Annotated in this window: 11 protein-coding genes; all 11 read right to left on the bottom strand. The window is 41.7% G+C overall.

The window, feature by feature from the left end; genetic code table 11:
* Window positions 1–2: 2 nt before the first annotated feature.
* Window positions 3–8,333 (bottom strand): Ig-like domain-containing protein, encoded by an 8,331-nt coding sequence (locus AC23P2_RS26645; RefSeq protein ID WP_487776013.1) that lies wholly within the window; start codon window positions 8,331–8,333, stop codon window positions 3–5.
* Between the two features lie 107 nt (window positions 8,334–8,440).
* On the bottom strand, window positions 8,441–10,213 hold the full coding sequence (locus tag AC23P2_RS26640) for a hypothetical protein (protein WP_487776012.1): 1,773 nt from the start codon (window positions 10,211–10,213) through the stop codon (window positions 8,441–8,443).
* Between the two features lie 28 nt (window positions 10,214–10,241).
* Window positions 10,242–11,351 (bottom strand): DUF4097 family beta strand repeat-containing protein, encoded by a 1,110-nt coding sequence (locus tag AC23P2_RS26635; protein WP_487776011.1) that lies wholly within the window; start codon window positions 11,349–11,351, stop codon window positions 10,242–10,244.
* Between the two features lie 483 nt (window positions 11,352–11,834).
* Entirely contained in the window at window positions 11,835–12,287 is a 453-nt protein-coding gene (locus AC23P2_RS26630; RefSeq protein ID WP_487776010.1) for a hypothetical protein, read from the bottom strand.
* Between the two features lie 4 nt (window positions 12,288–12,291).
* A complete protein-coding gene (locus tag AC23P2_RS26625; RefSeq protein ID WP_487776009.1) occupies window positions 12,292–12,834 on the bottom strand; it encodes a conjugal transfer protein TraO in 543 nt (180 codons plus the stop codon).
* On the bottom strand, window positions 12,831–13,754 hold the full coding sequence (gene traN, locus AC23P2_RS26620) for a conjugative transposon protein TraN (protein WP_487776008.1): 924 nt from the start codon (window positions 13,752–13,754) through the stop codon (window positions 12,831–12,833). Before traN ends, AC23P2_RS26625 begins: the two co-directional genes overlap by 4 nt.
* A gap of 7 nt (window positions 13,755–13,761) precedes the next feature.
* Window positions 13,762–15,090: a conjugative transposon protein TraM gene (traM, locus tag AC23P2_RS26615; RefSeq protein WP_487776007.1), complete on the bottom strand. Its 1,329-nt coding sequence runs from the start codon at window positions 15,088–15,090 to the stop codon at window positions 13,762–13,764.
* The gene (gene traK / locus AC23P2_RS26610; RefSeq protein ID WP_487776006.1) at window positions 15,090–15,710 is read right to left on the bottom strand and encodes a conjugative transposon protein TraK; all 621 of its coding nucleotides are present in this window, start codon (window positions 15,708–15,710) and stop codon (window positions 15,090–15,092) included. Before traK ends, traM begins: the two co-directional genes overlap by 1 nt.
* Window position 15,711: 1 nt before the next feature.
* Window positions 15,712–15,927 (bottom strand): hypothetical protein, encoded by a 216-nt coding sequence (locus tag AC23P2_RS26605; protein ID WP_487776005.1) that lies wholly within the window; start codon window positions 15,925–15,927, stop codon window positions 15,712–15,714.
* Window positions 15,928–15,937: 10 nt separating this feature from the next.
* The gene (locus AC23P2_RS26600; protein ID WP_487776004.1) at window positions 15,938–16,990 is read right to left on the bottom strand and encodes a TraJ family protein; all 1,053 of its coding nucleotides are present in this window, start codon (window positions 16,988–16,990) and stop codon (window positions 15,938–15,940) included.
* A 6-nt stretch (window positions 16,991–16,996) separates the two neighbouring features.
* Window positions 16,997–17,905 (bottom strand): hypothetical protein, encoded by a 909-nt coding sequence (locus tag AC23P2_RS26595; RefSeq protein WP_487776003.1) that lies wholly within the window; start codon window positions 17,903–17,905, stop codon window positions 16,997–16,999.
* Window positions 17,906–17,913 lie beyond the last annotated feature (8 nt).

Genomic DNA, 17,913 nt, shown 5'->3' with positions numbered 1-17,913 from the left:
TTTTATTCGGTTAGTTTTATATCATAATATTTTCCTCTTGAATCTACTTTTTCAACGAAACCTGTTACTCTAAATGGCGAACCACTTTTAAACAAAATTTCAGATTCACTATAATTAGGATTAAAAGTAGGGCCATAAGCTGATATGTTTTCTATATCAACACCATTCTTTCCTTCAATAGTAAAAAATACTCGTACTTTGTCTCCCTCCAAAACATCATCAGCAAAAGATTGTGCTATATCAAAATCTTTACTTGTGGATAAAAACCCTTTTTCTATGCTCGACGTACCATTATCAAATGCGGTCTTGTATTTAGACAAAACATCTGCCTCTGAAATAGCTGTTCCACGGTAGGTAGTTTGTGTGTATTTTGGCAATTTACTCAACGATTCGTTCAAAACATCATTGAAAGAACGAAAATAGTCGCTTAAAGACCCATTTCTGAGTGCGTCGTTCAAATCAAAATAGGCATTAGTTGTATAGTGATAAATTGCCGTAATATTTTCCAACGGCAAGTTAGGATATTGAGCTTGTATGTTGGCATTTTTAACTGTATTCCACGCACTCTTTGCATCTGGATTGGACAAGTAACGCAAATACACTTCTCGTAATTTGTTGGGACCATTTTTCAATAATTCCCAAGCTTGCACGAGGTTTTCACCATCGGCACCTTCCATCAATGTTTTGAAGTTGATGTCTTTCAAGTCTTGTTGTAAGGCATCAAGTATGACTTTGCTTTGGTCGGTTAATTTGTTGCGAAGTTTGCCAAACAACTTCAAAATATCTGGTGCGTCGGCTACTGCTTTGGCAATAGTAAGTGTAGCGGCTCCTACCGTGGCTATATTTTTGACGATTACAACCCCAACGCGGCCAGTTCCATAACGGGCATACTGTCCGCCTTTTGAGAAATTATCATATTGAACAGTGGATTTCGCAATTTCGGTAGCTAATGACTTAGCAACTTCCCAGTCCATATTTTGGGCAAATGTGGACAGTTGATTGTAAGCTCCTTGTGGGTCAGATACCAATTTTAGCCCCATTCCTACCAGTTCGGGAATGTCTTTTACCTCCTCAATACCTTGGTCGAATGCCCCGCTTATCATGCCAGTACCGTCTTGCACAAAGAAGTTTTTGTCCTCAGCAGGTAGGTCTGCTTGGGGCTGCCAAACGGCTTCGGGTACTTTGGCTTGGTCCACGAGGCTGTTGTAGGTCTTTGATAGGTTTTTGAGCAAATCCAACAGCTTCATTTCTGAGTATTCAATGCTGCCTGCTGTGCCGTAGGTTTTGGTAGTGGTAGGAACAACAATTGTTTGTGTTGTAAGTGTGCCCGTCACTTTAGCTAAGGCATTTTGCAGGGCTTGCTCAGCAATGGATGGGCAAGTTGGACATTTGCCAAAAGTTTGCCATGTGCCTTGTACTTTGGTGATGCTGCCGTTGGTGGTGGTAAGTTTAAATTGGTTTCCGTAAAAATCGTAGATTTCTTCAGTGGGGCAAACTTTTGTCCATCTTTCAGCAGGAGTGCCCGTGAGCGGAGCTAAGTCAATGATGGTTTTGGGAGTAGGTACAAAACTATATTGGCTTGCTATAAACTCATAGCCACATTGGCCGTTGGCTTTGTAGTCTTTGATATAATAGACATTCACTGCGGGTTGTGAGGCAACAGAGGCATACAGACTAACGACATTATCAAGATACACTCCTGGGCAACTAAGAGGGGTTTCCCAAAGACGATAACCAAAGAAGGTACCTGAACCAATGGCAATATCTGCAAAGTAGCGCTTACCATCAGATGTTATTATTCCCTGTAGTGTACCCTTAGGAGGAGTAAAATAAGGGATTGAGAAATTAAAGAATTCGGGTTTAGCCCCAGTTGGGAGTTTTACAGCCCTGCCATCGGGGGCAATAAAGTAACGGTTGGGGTCAAGGGCAGCAACCCGTCCATTCGAAATAGTAGTAAAGGGCTCAATCGTTGGCGGGAGTTGAGGGGTACTACATTCCGAAATGAGTACAGGCTTCAAATCCTGTAATATAAGTGGATGCGTAGCATTTTTGACGGTATTAAACTGGGTAGGGGTAACGGTTGCGGTGTTTGGTGCAGCCAACAATTGCCCTGCTTGGGTGCAGTTTTGAGCCATGATGGCAGCTATGGTGGCAGCATCATCGGCAGGGAAGCTCACCGTAATACCACTAGCCGCATATCTCGTGCTTACGCTAGTTTTGAGAGCTGTTAAGAAAGCTGCTACTTTGGCCGATGACATACTGCCATCGGGGTTTTTGAGTAGTTCTACATGAGCACAGATTAAGCTCGCAAATTCTGGTGCAAGCAGGTCTTTGAGCGGATAACTTGGCGCACACGCTAGCGTGGCCTGCTCAGAGGTGGTGGTGGCGAGGCGAAGAAGACCTTCATCATCTCCTGGGCTACGAGCATAATCTTCAAATCGAATACTGCCACTGCAAGGAGGCGCTGTGGCACTAAAATAACAGTAGTATTCATACGTATCGCTCCTGTCGTTTACTTTTAATTCGTAGGTAGCATTGGAAGTCAGAGTAGCTATTTTTTCTCCTTGGTGAAACCAATCTACTTTTCCCGCACAAAAATCAGAGGTCAATTGGCCTATCTGTTTAGCATAACTTAACCAGCGGCCTTTTTCAATGTTCAAACTGCCATTGCATGGTTCCGGAGAAGCTACCCCCAATGGAGCTGAAGTGTTGCCTAGGAATGGAATATATCCATAAGGGCTATAAACAGTCCATGTACCAGTACACAATTGACCTTTGCTGTTAGCACAATACACCTCGTAAAGATCTGTCTGAGAATTTTTTAAAAGGGTACCTGAAAATTCTATTACATTGTCAGGGGGTCTTGTTACAAGAATTGACCTTTGATTAGCACCTGAAGTATATTCGTACTTTTTATCTGGCAAAATATTTATTCTCTGTTCAATTTTATACCAATAAATGGGGTACTTAGCATCACATCCGCAAGCATTAATACCTTCTTGAGTAGCATTGGTCTGGTTACTTATAAAACAGTTTTGGAAAGCATTACAGTCTGAGGTCTTAATCGTTACGGGTAATTGCAAAGTCTCCCCCCCTTCAACACAACTGACGGTGTAGGTGGTGGCTTCGGAGAGTTTGACTGTAACACTACTTCCCGAAAATGTTGCGCCTGTTTTGGTATTTGTCCAGCGGTAAGTGCCTTCCGTACAGGCATTAGTTTTACAGCCCGATGCCCTCAGTATGGCAGGATAGCCCCCATAAACCTCGGCTGGATCAGCTATGATTTTGTTGATACCTTTGATGGTGATTGTTGCCGTAGCCTTATCGCCATAGAGGGTGGTGCAAACGGCCGTAACAGTAGTAGTAACCTGTGGAGTAAAGGTATAAGTCTCATTGTTGGCCTTGCTTATTGTGTTTTGCCACACTACAGTACTTCCAACAGGACAACCCATAGGCGTGATTGTAATGGCTGATTGACTACACTTTACAAAGGTAGCTGGCCCCGATATAGAAAAATTGGATGGACATTCTATGTCTGGTGCTAACTGATTATCAATATCAACAGCAAGGCTGTTGGATTGGCACAGGGTTTGGCTATTGACGACACAGGTAGCCGAGTAGGTGGTGGCCGTAAGCGGTTTGACGGTGATGCTGTTGCCTATTTCACCCGTGTTCCATACCACAACTCCCCCCGAACATCCTTTGGCCGAGAGCAGCAGCGGTTCGGCCATTTTGACGAGGTTTTTGGGGGCAGAAATGCTAAATTGGCAAGGCTGCACTCTGAATGCTACTGTTTGGCTGCAAGCTGGGTTGGTACAAGTTGCTGTATAAGTAGCATTGTTTGGAGTACTGTTTAAAACGGGGGTATGAGTCAGGGTATTGCCTGTGCCTGCGGCAGTACCGTTAAAAGTCCACGTGTTTTGTCCTAAGCATCCCGAAGCTTGGATAGTAATAGCGCTGCCATGGGTAATTTGCCAGGCATCTCGTGTGACGGTAAGGCATCCACCCAAGGTGTTGACGACCAACGTTTTGGCGTTGGTGGCAGGGTAAGATACTCCGTTTTGATAGCAGCTGGCGTAGTAAGTGGTCGTTACGGCCGGCATGGGTAGGAAAGGCAAGCCTAAGCCTATCCCACCTGATACAATGTATGAATTTTGGAATACCAGCGTTGAGCCTTCATAGCGGAATGCAGGATCTTGATCGTTAGTCCAGATGATTTGCCCCGTACAGTTATTGTCCAAAGGCTCCATGGTAATTTTGAAAGTACTGCTTGGGTCGTTGGTGTAGTTACTGACATCAAACATATCCCCATTTATTCTCCAATAGATAGTAAAGTTGAAAGCAGGCACCTTAATGGATGCTTTGCAACCGTTCCCGAAAGTAGCGGTATAGAACCTGTCTTTTACCGAGACCGGCACTTTGAGTGACGTGTAGGCCGTCTGATTGAGTGGGTTGCCTGTCTCATCGGTCAATAGAAAAGGTTCACCATTTGAAGCCGAAATTCTGTTTTGAGCATCCACCGAGAGGGTTAAATTATTGCAGTCTTTGGAAGGTGAAGTGATGGTCAGCGTTTTGCCGCACGTTGTTCCATCGGGCATGGTACAGACAGCAGTAACGGTGATGCTGCCGGTCACTTCATTGAGTAGATAAGCTGAACCCGATTTATAAGCTTGCTTTACCATTCCCTGATGAGAATATACTAAGGTGCCGTTTTCGCAACCGGAAGGCAATATACTTGTTGACCAATGGTCTTTATTAAATCGGATTCCGCTTGAGTATAATGCCGTAAGACAACTCGTTTTTTGGGTTTGAATGAGGATAGTGTTGGAATAACAGGTATTTCCGTTTTGGGTACAGGTTGCATAGAAACTGACATTATCAGTAGGGAAAACTTTGATGATGGTGCTCTGTTGAACGCCGTTGGACCAATTCAGGCTACCTGTACATCCAGAGGCAGTTAATGTAACGACATCTCCCTTTTGGATTGAGGTCGAGGAGGCTGTGATGTTAAAATTAGAAAGACACTCATTGGACGAAACCTTGATTTCAACAGAACTACTACAGCTTTTACCCGTTGTTGGTAGTTGACAAACCGCAAAATAGGTAGTAGTTGTCGAAGGTGAAACAATAATGGTACGAGTGCCTGTTTGACCCGTACTCCAAGTAATGTTGGCTGGTTCGCACGATAGAGCAACCAAAGTCACAGGAGTGTTAGGCGTTACTGCTTTTTTATCTGCCTCAATTTTAATTCCACAGATATTTTTGAATATCGTGATTGGTAACGAACTTGTACTCAACCCACATGCTCCCATACACGAAGCGGTATAAGTAGCCGATGTTTGAAATGAGGTGGTTTGAAATGAAAGCGGTAATTCTGGCGTTGTTACAGATTCTACAATAGAAACGGAGGTATTTGCGGTTTGAGGATCTTGGTTTATTGGGGATGTACTAGGCTCGACGGGGTCGTTGGAGATGTAACTCCAACGTACGGTAGTAGGACACCCCCTCGCAATCAGTGTGGTGGCATTTTCGGGGTCAATACTCAATTCAGTAGCAATCAACTCGGGAGCTTCAGGAGTCTGAGGACGATCTCCTACAAATATCTCCTTTGCACCGCAAGGAATTGTCCCGTTTTTCTTTACTAAAATAGTGTATGTGCCCGATTTAGAGACATTTACCGAAGAAGTAGTAGCGGTAAATCCATCGGGGCCACTCCATTCATAGCTGGTATTGGCGTTTGTATTGGTGATGGTAGGCGTTAAACTTAAGTCACCTACACAAGCTAAGTTTGCAGTACTTGCAAGAGTTATTTCAGGGTCTAAATTGCTTACTGTTTTAGAAGAAGAAAGTGTACACCCTTCATAGGACAAAGATACGGTATAAGTGCCTTCTTGGGCAGCACTGAAAGTAGGGGTAGTTGCCACAATAGTGCTATTTGAACCCATTTTCCAAGCGTAACTTACGGGGATGCTTGAAGGTAAATTTGAGCTGGTTTCAGCAGTTAAAAGTGCCGTAGGGTTTTCGCATCCAATCGACGATGAGCCAGTGATAGAAAGTGTAGGCGCAGCATATAATGTCACTGGAGTACGCGTCGTACTTTTGCATTTAGTAGCTATGTCGCGTGTTTCTACATAATAGACTCCTATTGTGAGAGGAGCAAAACTTACGACACCAGTACCACCGCTCAGTGGTGTACCTCCCGTTGGGGTTGAGTACCAGTCTGCGGTTTGACCCGCTCCTACAGAAACACCAAGTAGATTGAGCTTCCCTGCACAATACATCTTATCTCCCTCGCTGTTGGTGGGGGCAGTTGGTGGAGTACCACTACTGACTACCACGCTATTGTTCATTTGGGCACTACAGCCACTTGAAGCACTAGAAGCTACAACAGTATAAGTCCCTTCATTTGAGTGGTTCGCAAAATACAATGCTCCTCCTGTACCAGCTACCGCGCCCGTTACTGCAATGCCGTTTCGAAGGAGGTAATAGTTTACCCCTACTACAGACCCACTCAGGTTGATAGGAGCTCCGTTGGGTAGGCAAGCACCGCCACCTGTTACGTTGAAGATAGCAGGGGCGTTGGGGTTGGTTAATGTAACAGCCGTAGGAGCCGAAATACAACCATTTTCGTCTTTGACACGGATATTGTATGTCCCTGCTGCCAATCCTTCAAACGTAGGAGGAGAAGATTGATTCAGTATTTGGCCTGTGTATTCCCCACCTGGGCCTAGTCCAAAACCTTCTTCAAGGGTGATTTTTACTCTCGCTACATCATTTTGGGGAGCATAAAGCATGGCATTACGATTTATTTCGTTTTGCGCATTAGCCCCTGTTAAATCCACCCAATTGCCTCCATCATCTTTAGAATATAGGAAGGAAGTCCCGCCAGTTCCTGCAACCGAAATAGCCCCCCCAAAATTGGGTACGCAACTTGGATTGCTGCCCGCTGCGGAAGTTAGGCTTGGAGAAGGATTGATAGTCAATATTACGGTTTGTGAAGAACTACAGGATGAGCTGACTGGCGAAGTAGCGACAACTTTGTATTTGTAGATGCCAGGAGTTGTCGGAAAAGTCCTTAAATTAGCTCGTTCTTCTCCTACAATTAGGTTAGTATTATTATTTGCAGGGCCGTTGTCGTTGTACCATTGGTAATTTACTTCAACATTGTTGGTTACGCTTGTAGTTACTGTGTAAAAAGCACCGCCATAACAAATCGTTTGTGGGCTAATTGGGGTAAGCACTGGTGATGTGCACGATTGTCCACTGTTATTATTGCTACTACAAGCTGAGCCTGAAACAATAACCTGAGATTGGCAGCCGTTGGCTGCTGTTGCAGTAAGTGTGATATTTTGCCCCAGTGAAATATTATTGATAGTAAAATGGGGGGCTGAGCCTGTTAAGTTTCCAAAATTGGTCGTCAATGAAACACCGTCAAACATGTCAACACCAAAGGAGTAAGTGGTAGTGCCACAATTAGGGACTCCCACGGTTAAAGTAGGAGGAGCGCAGCTTTGACAGGGGGAGACGGGCAAAATTAATTGTACTTGTTTGTCGCAATTGGTAGCTGTCAGTATTAATTCTGAAGTTTGAGGAATGTTTGTAATGGTATAGTTGGGTGCCGTTCCTGAAATTTGTCCTACGTTTGAAGCTAAGAGTGCCTCTTGGCTTACCGATACATTGAGGTTATAGGTATTTGTACCACATGTTTTATTCTGTATTGCAATCCAAGGCGAAACACAATCGGCTTCCCGAGTGGCTTTTGGAGTAGTCTTTTTACTAAGGCATAGGACTTGCTTTTGTTCAAATATACTTGAGGAGTTGGCATTATAAGCTCCACGTAAAAGAACAAAACATGGGTTTTCGGGTAAAGAAGTAAATATTCCTCGAATACGCTTTGTGAATGAACTGTGAGGAGTGGTAAGTTTTCCTCCGATATATTCTTGGTAATCTCCACCCGTTTGAGTAAAGCCTTGAGGGAGAAGAAGTTTTAGTGAGAATGCTTTTTGATCTTCAATTATAAAAAATGCGCTTGCTGGTATATCCAAGAGTTGTGCAGAAATTGTAATTTCTACTTCCTCACCTATCGTAATAATTTGCTTATTAGCGTGTAGAGTAAAACGAATTGGGTCTAAACTGAGAGGAAGCGATGATTTAGACAGCATTGGATGATTCCGGTACACCCAAGGTACGTGTAACGTTGGGATGATGCTTTTACCTTCAACTCGTTTGTGAGGAGTTTCAATCTTCTCTTTGCCTTGTGCCACAAATGCGGCAAGAAGTAAGAAAGTACACAGGCAAGATGCCTGAATCCAAGATTTGATAGAAGACGACATATATGGAAATACGTTTGTACTATGTAAAGAGTAGTATGTTGGTACACAATAGCCCCCACTAACCTCAATGAATGATTAATGGTTAAGGGCAAGTTAATTTAGCCCCACTAAGGGTCAACTATTGTGTTATTTTGTTCTGCAAATTGAATCTGACCCGTTGAGGAGGCATTTTTAATAAAGACTTTTCTTTTAAACGTATTGCCTCCGTTGCTAACATCGATTCCATTCCCAACTTTGGTAAACGAAGGCTGATTAAAAGTAGAATTAGCTACAAACAATCGACTACATTCGGCGATAAGAGGGGCAGAAAAAGAGCTATTGTTTATGTACAGACTACTCCCCAATACATTCAAAGCATGTCTAGTGCTACTTCCAATTTGATTAAAATTGGCGATACTTATCCATCCGTTTCCTAAGCTATTGACTGTTAGTGTTTTACCTGACACTAACTGAGTGGTGCCGCCACTTTCCCCCCATGAAACACCATTACTAGCCCCTGTCGGTATTGTTACGGTTACATTGCCTTCATAAACGGTATTATCAGCATAGGATAGTCGTAATACACCCCAGGGGTGGCTTTGCTGAAAAAAGGTGACATCGTCTTTGAAAATATCCTTTTCTTGTCCTTGAAGAATCCAATTATCTCCATAGGTATTAATAAAAGCGGCTTTTTTCATAAAAGTACTTCCCCCATGGCAAAACCCTCCAGCATAGCCTCCCGATAGCTGGTTCGATGATCCTGTTCGCTCCATTTCAACATCATACCCAAAATAACAATTCTTATAGTAGATATAATCTGCTCGAATTTTTGCGGGTCTATTGAAAGTAATTTGATCACCCAGTATAATATACGTTGTAGGAGTGGATGATCCTGGGATATTATCAACTTGTAATAAAATGGGGTTGTTGGCGGTAGAAGCATCGCCTTCAAAGGTACATTTTTGAAACTTTAGCTGGCCTCGGGTCATGGGAGTAGTTAGAGCCGTTGAAAACGAAACATTTTTCTCAAAAACTACTTGTCCTGTTGAACTACCAAATTCAACTACGCAACCATTACGATTTGTAATATTAATTTGTTTTTTAAAGGCCGTAATGTTTTGGTATCCAATTCCGATTATCCCAACTTTAGCATCGATACTTACATCATCTTGGAAGGTACCCTCAGCGATAGTAACATATGAACCCCAACTCACAGTTTCGTCTTTTATAAACATGGGTTTTTCACATTGAATCTTTCCACCATACGCACCTACTTGGATTTTTCCCTCGTAAGAGTGGGCATTGTACAAAGTCACATTGTTCTTGAACGTGGCGGTACTGGACGGATTGGTGGCTACCATTAACCAACCTGAACCAATGTTTTTAATGACTGTTGTACCCCAAAAGGTATCTCCGTATTGGTTTGAAATTCCATAAGTAGTCCAATCGCCAGTGTGACATTCTAAAGTAAAGTCACCTTCATAGGTATTTGCTCCAAGTTGAGCTCCCAAATAATTATTGGTCCCATCTCGGTTGATTTTGAGCGTAAAGGCCCCTTTAAAGGTATTGTTTTGGTAGGCACCTGTTCGGACAGCATCTATTTTGCCTCCGTTAGAGAAAATAGTCGCTCCCGTGGAGGTAAGCATCCAAACAGTCGCTGTTTTTCCGTTTAAATTGATAGACGAGCCCCAGTCTAAATGTAAATTTCCTAGATTTACATTCGTAGGCAAAATAGGTGTGTGGTTACCTGGATAAATGACAACGTCCTCATTGGGATTTGGGGCACTAGGAGACCAATTTGCTGCATTATTCCAATTGGAATCAACGGTACCTACCCAATATTTTTGAGCCATAGCCCAAGATGAGTGGAAAATAAGGAGTAAAATAATCCAATTTTTCATTCGTATCTTTATTAAAAATCGCTTTTACTTAGATTTTACGGATATAAACATTGCCGTTAACTACACGGATTTGAACAGGACGTCGACTGTTTTTTATAGTTTTTGTGACTTGTGTTTCACGACTAAAAACTACTTTGGTCTTTGCGTCTTTTATCTCCTGTGGTGTAATTGTACCTAAATCAATGAAACTTGATAGTTGAGAAAGGGTTGTGAGGTTTTTGGTTTGAATCAGGCTTATACTAAAGTTGGCAGAAAAGTTATTGGGCACCAGAAGCTCAACATCACCCTCTTGATTTTCAATAATAATAGGGTCGTTGGTATTATTATTGGTCGCAATTTGTACTGAAATTTTTCCTTTTTTAGTACTAGCTCGAATACCTGCTCCAACTGCTTTTGCATCAATGTTCCCTTCTTCAGTTCTAACCAGAGCATTCTTTTTTGTTTCAGAAATCACGATGTTTCCCTTGCGGAGCTTAAAATCACCACCCGCTGGAGCATTAGCAATGTCAAGGTCTACGTTGTCATAATCTAAGGCAAATGCCTTTGCACTACGTTTTGTGAAGAAATTTGCGGTTGTTTTAACTACAACCTTTCCATTGGGGGCTATTCCTTTGACGTCTCCGTTCACATCCTGTAAAACGATATTGCCACTTCGAGTCAAAACAAAACCTGAGGCTTCCGTATCTGTCACCAATATATCCCCTCGATCTGTGGCCAATTCTACTTTCCCTTTCCCACGGGTAAGAGTAATACCTCCTCCATCAGCATGACCTTTTATATTTCCTTCTAGGTCAGTTAGCGAGACATCGCCTATGGCAGTTTGAAACTTTAGATTTGTATTTTTAGGTACATCAATCTGGGTTGTTCCGTGAGACTTCCCTTTATCTGTTTTTTTGGTATATACTTTGGTTTCATTCTGGTTCTTTTGTTGCCTTTTCTTGATGATGGAAGCAGCTGTACCTTGAGCTTTGTTTGCAAGCTCTTTAGCCGTATTCAACAATGAAGGGGGAGAAAAATTAACAGCGCCATTAGTATAAAGTTCAACATCCAGTGTTGTGTCTGGTATACAAAAACGACTATACCCATATGAAAAATGGGAAAATAGCATATAAAACAAGTACACAAGTGTTTTTTTCATATTCGATTTATAATCATGAAATATAATTAGCCTACATTTTGAATTAATTGACGCTTGCTAAAAGACGTGTGAAGGATGATAACCTTCAAGTGTAGAAATTAATATGGCTGTTGTTGAGCTAGGCTCGTTTTGGTTATTTGAGAATTGAATTTCGTCTCAAAATTGTGCAAAAAAACATATGAATGTCAAGCGCCTATTAGAAAGATGCAAGTTAGAAGGAACTACGGGAAAAATAGCTAGCAATAATCGTGCTAACTGTTTTATATATTTACTAGATTTCCGTGAAATCTACACTTTAACCCGTGAAATCTACACAAAATGTGCGAACTAGATTAGTTGATTAACCCAAAAAATTAGGAAAAAGTAATCTATTTTAACTAGAAGATTCTTCTAAAAGTACAATTAATAACTTAGTGTTAAGGAACTACTTGAAGTACAAACAGAGGAAGTAATGGGTAGCACTCCTAATTTCTGATGGGTTATTTACAGTACCACCACCACTTTCTTTTGAACTGACTTTACGCGTTTTTGGGTGTCTTTGAGCGTAAATGTCACTGTATGTACTCCTACAGCTGGTTTAATGGGGTAATAATTGAAGTAAAGCAGATTTAGTGCTTTCTTAAAATCTGTATATGGAATACGAATTTGGTCGTTTGGACGATAGATAGCCTTGTTAAATTCAATGTTTCCATCAAATTCAGTGACCGAAAATTCAAAAATGTAGTCCGTAGCAAGAATTTCCGCACCTTGCTGTTTTACATATAACTCAAATCTTTGATATTCTGACTGACGAATTGTCTCGATTCCTGATACTGTGCGTATTTGAAAATTAAAATCAGGCAGTGATTCGAGCGCTGGGGTTAACGGAGCCACATTAAGATTTCCATCACAGCCCAAAATGAGTAGTACAAATGGTAGAAACTTGATGATTTTCATGAAATTAGAAAAAGAAAATGGAAGCCCCTAGCGCAAAATGAAATTTTTGGACATCTGAGGTAGGGAACCAAAGCGTTTCAGTAAAAACAGAAATGGTAGAAGCAACGATTAAACTCACTTTTGCCTTTCCACCAACAATTAGCCTATTTTGATTAGTCAGTTGATAAGCTGAGTTATCAAGAATACTTTTTCCTCGATTTATCAACTGATACCCTCCTACCCCCCCCAAAGTAACAAGTCCTGCTACTCCTTTCTGCTGAAATAATATTCGGCCCATTGCGAAGTGAATGGCCATTGTCTCTACTGGGACATCTTGTTTTAGAACAGCATAGTCTTTTCTTAAGTAAGCAATCCCCCATTGACGGGTTAAGCGATTCCCTATGACTTTTCCACGGTTCAATTCGATGTTAAAACCCGAATTATTTGCTGACCGTAAGCCGTCTATTTTGGCTATTGATATTTCGAGGGACCGTTGGCCTTTCAACTGCTGGCAAAATGAGGTAAGATTAAATGCCAGCCACATGAGGGCAGTCACATAGATTTTCATATACTTTTTGCTTGATTAAGTACGCTATCATCTATTTCAAAAGTCAAGTGCCGCCCGCCCCCTCTTTCATAAATTTCTATACTGATCAGTTTGTTGTCAGTAATAGATTTGATGGGTAGGGCAAACACCATTTTTCGCTCGGTTTTTGCACCAATGGTCTGAATAGATTCTGGATGTACATATAGAGGAGTCAATTCTTCATTCTGTACTGCCATCCGTTTAATTGTATGACGTTCTTTGACGAAAAATTTGATAAAATCCCATTCATAGTCGAGCTCGCTCTCATTCTGTAGTTTGATTTGTAAAAAGGTAACATCCTGCTTGCGATAAACACCCATAATCATTGCAGTACACTCGTTTTTCACCATCCCGATGCCAACGAGGAACGCACTTTTTGTATTTACTTTCTGACAAAACGATAGCAATTCATTTGTCGGAATGATACGTTTTGCCTCTTGCGTTTGATTAAAAGGGTTGATTGAACCAATCCCAAGGTGAGAAGCAACTTTCGCATCCGATTGAAGATTGTTGGCAATGTTGATGTTAAATACTTCTGGGTTTTCGTTGTAATTCACTAAAAATGAATAAAAACCGCCATCTTCGGTAATAATGGTCATGTTGGTCTCTTCGGCAAACCCTTTGATATTTGCTTTTACGCGTAAAACATTGGTGACATTTTCAGGAACGAGGGCGATTACAGCGTCGGAGCCTGCGTCAAAATCTTTAATTCGGGCAGGAAAAATGATGTGGGTTGTTTTTTGATAAGCGACTTCTATTGGATATGATCCTTTAATGGCTGCTTTGGAAATGGGTAACAAGTAGGGATTTGCCGTAACAAAAATACGAGAGGTATCGGGTAGTTGACCTAAGCAACTCCTCCCCCACCCTGCCGCAATAAGTAAAAAAATGAAGGTTTTCATAAAAGTATTAGGAACGAACACGCAGTAAAATGCGGTGATTAGATTTAATTGTAACTTTCGGCTGGGACATTTTTTGTTGGATAAGTCCACGTGCAACGTTAAAACCTGCATTGGTGGCTTGGATAGCAACTTGAGCCCCTACTTGCTGGCCTACATTGCCCTGTGGCAAAAACATATAAGGCGAGACACTCCCACTAGCCGATTGGCTTAGACTTTGCGCGATTTTTGTTTTTTCTTGCAAACTTGGAACATACAGTCCCTCTTTCCCGTCTAAATCAAATGCAATGAGATGAATCTGGTATAAACTATTTTCGACCCGAATATTAGTTACGATAATTTTTAACCGATCACCATTTACGGAGCAATTTCCTGAAATGAGACTGTTGATAGGAAGTTTTAGCTTATTTTTGCCAACGATAAGTTGCGTTTCCTGGGTAAGCCGAATCAAAATGGACATCCCATTTTCAACCGTTATTCCCTCACCTTCTCCGTGAACGACAGCAGGAATTGTTTGAGCGTCGGTATTAGGATTGGCAATACCAGTATCCATTTTTTTGCCACCTAAACCATAAAATCCGTTGCGAGCATGATTAGCCTGAATATTTATCCTTTCGGTTGATAACTTCAACTTAGTTTCACCCATTTTATCATTCAACGGTGGCGTTTGAAACATTGTATCAATATTGGGTGTTTCATATTGGTGTATCCGTTCTTTTAAACCATTTCTCCAGTTTTCTAAGTCGATACTCGTTGGCGCTTTGCCCGATACTTGCTGTTCGAGTAGCTTGTTATTAAAACGAAGTGTTTTTACTAATTCTTCATTAGCTGCCTTCGTTGTAGGGTCTTCTATCTCATTTTGAGCAGCTGCGTTTTTGTACAATGACTGGATAGTTGAGTTCTGTCTTCCAATTGTCTGACTCTGAGCCTGCTGATACATACCCAAAAGCTCCTTTTTCTGGACCTGCTTTTCAACGGTTGACACTTGAGTTGAAGTGTTTTCTCCCCAACCATCATTTTCGGGGTTAGTACCTGTAAGTTTATGGGTGTTTTGATTGGCTGTTTCGTCGAGTAAACTGCCAGATACGGTAATCCCGTTGGGGGTTGAGGCATACTTATTTTGGTGATCAAATTCCTTGAGATTGGCAGACGGCGGTTGTAAACTTAGGGGTGTCTCTGGTACAGCTGGCTCAGTGCTTACTATCCAGTCTTTTTGGTAACCTAGAAGACCAATAATGATTAAAACGGGTACTGGGATGAGCGAAAGTGCGACTATTTTTTTGCTGGCTTGCAATTGTTCACTTACTTCCCCCAGTCTTGATGGTTGGTTAGAGGTCATTATCTTACAATGTTTTCTTCGATTGGCTGACTGCTACTATATACCCTAAAGTTTCTCATTAAAAAACCATTGGGGTTTGCATCGGAACGATTAACATCCACCATTTCAACTTGGGTAATAAGGGTTCGGGTACTACGTGCAGTTGCTCGCTCTTGCACTAATTTTAGATAGGCTACCACAGGGTATGGATAATAGCGTAAATCAATGCTAACAGAGTCAATATTAACGCGTTGTGTGATGTTTGACGTTATAATTTGGTCGTAAAATCGCTGTTCTCGCAAATTATCATACAGTTTTTTTGCGCTTTCATCGCAAAGGAAAAAGGCTTTTTTAACGTTGGTTTCTATAGATGTTGGATCTGGTGAAACGGTAAAAAATAATTCATGGAAACGTGCAACGTGATGTTTGGCTTCAGCAGCGCGATTGTCCATCACATTTCCTGAAAAGGCTTCTAAGGCAACGCCCCGATTCAAAATAAAAATGCGTTTTGAAAAATTGTGGGCGTAATTTAGAGAAAGTACGACTGCTGCAAGGGCTATTGTAAGACAGCCTGCTACTACAGTAAATGTTAAGTATTTAGCGCGTTGAAATTGTTTCTCCAATTCTAATAACTCTTTCATTTTAACGGATAGATTGGGTTTTTATCATTGCCTGAAGGGTGCTACCTTGGTGATGAATATATGCCTTACTGGTTTTTTGTTGATACTCATTAAATGCCAAAAGCAACGCCACAGAAGCAATTCCAAAAGCCACAAAACAAAGGATTGTAGAGTACAGTAAGCGCTTCTGTAAAACTTGGACTAAGTTATTCTGATAATTTGCGGTATGCGGTTTCATATTTGTAGTGTTATTTTTTACGCTGTAAAATTTGGTTCCAGTTTTTAAAACGAGTGGAGGTTTGCACTTTATTGGCCATGTTTTGAACTTTATTTGATGCCCTGTCTAAAGGTGGTTTCATGCTTCGATAACCCGCTTGGGCGTAGTTGGAAATCCCTTGAGTTATGCCGCCTACGCCGCCTACTGATAAAATAAGATTGGTTGCGGCAGGTACTTGAAAATAGCCGATTAGAATAAGCAACAACAACCCTAAATAGCCATAACCTAGAAAACCGTCACCTGTGAGCGACTCGTTGGTCTGACCCGCAGGAGAGTAATTAGTAAGGTATAATTCATGAATTTTGAAACTGATGATACCATATATATTGGCTACAACAGGTAGCAAGGAGAAGTTGATGTACTTGCCAAACCATTCGGCTATATTACCCGTAAAACCATCAAATACGGCCAGTGCAATAGCAATTGGCCCTATAATTCTAAGTACAATTCGGAATAAGATAGAAATCAAATACAATACTCCTTCGGCGATGTTACAAATTGCAACCAAGAGATTTTGGAACATTTCTTGTAATGCAATGTCGATTTTTGCGGCGGTGTAATCGGCAATTGTAGAGAATTTTAGACCCAGTGACTTGAAAGTCTCAGACCATGATTCATCACCTCCTGAGTCATTTTCAGTCTGTTGTTCTTGGAAAATTTTTAACTTATCCTCTACGGCCTTTTCGCGTTGTTTGATGATGTAGGCGATGCGCTCAGTGGTAGAGTTACCATTTTGAGTAACTGCCGATACCAGACTATCAGCTCCAGCATCAATGGCGTTGGTTATTCGCCCCAATGAACCAATCAGTAATGCAATGGCAAATGGCCTTAAAAGGGGAAAAAAATCAATGGGTTCGTTGCGACTGATTTGGCCAACAAGCCTTGAGGCGATGTAAAGCATCGCGCCCGCTCCTGCAATTACTCTGGCGTAATTTTCAAAAATCTGAATCGTCCCTTTTTGAGTTGAATTGATTAGCTCTTGATAAAGTTGGGTACGAATAATTTCTACAAAAGACTCGTTCATAGTGAGTTATATAATGCCATACTTTCGTTGCAAGTTGGCTCTTATTTCTTTTAGTATTTTTTCACGTTCTATTTCCATTGCTGCATTGACCCGGGCTTTACATCCTTCACTGTTGTCGCAGTTTTTGAGGAGGGGCTCAAACATATCAACTATGTCGGCATTGATAATGGATTCTGCAATACGTAGTTCGCTCTGGTAAGCTGTCATGCGTTCAGCCACTTTCTTTGCTTCTTCATTGCCCTGTACGCTAGTGTCTCCCAAACCTGAGTCAATGACGTCATAGTTGCTTGCGTGGATTCCTGAGATTGGTATTCCAAAATTTCCCGAGGTCAGCCCGTTGTGATACGTAGATCCGTTGAGCGCCAATCCATAGAGTTTGGCAGTTGCAATTCGGTCCTGGTTAGTCCTTGCACGGCTGATAGAGGATTTACGAATACTTCCATAAAATTCATTCATCACTGCCCGAAAACCATTCACTTTCTGGTACATGTCTTCCAGCCATTGCATTCGTTCTGCATCAGTCATTTTAGCATGGCGTTGGATGAGTGCATTGGAAGCAGCAATCATAATCGAGCTTCCCTCGTTGTTTATTTTTTGAAACCCTGCCAAAACACGCCCATATTCTCTGGGATGAATGTGTTTATCTTGTGAAATGACTGCGGCCATTTTATTCATGTCTGACATTGCACCTTGGACGTTCCCAACGAGTTCTCGCCCGCGATTGAATTGTTGTACAGCAGAGGCGACTTCCATTAGCTTCTTGACATTCCCCACTAATTCTTTGAAACTGGGGTCTTGAAGTAGCTTGATGGCCGTGGTGATGCCTGTATGAATGGGGTCAGAGACTACAAATTGCGCTTGCGTCCCCGCAGAAATAAAAAGGCTTATTGCAAGCCCTAACAACGGTTTTTTCATAGATGTTC

This window comes from Runella sp. R0.1_18, assembly GCF_057652155.1.
This window is presented reverse-complemented; position numbering and strand designations above follow the sequence as displayed.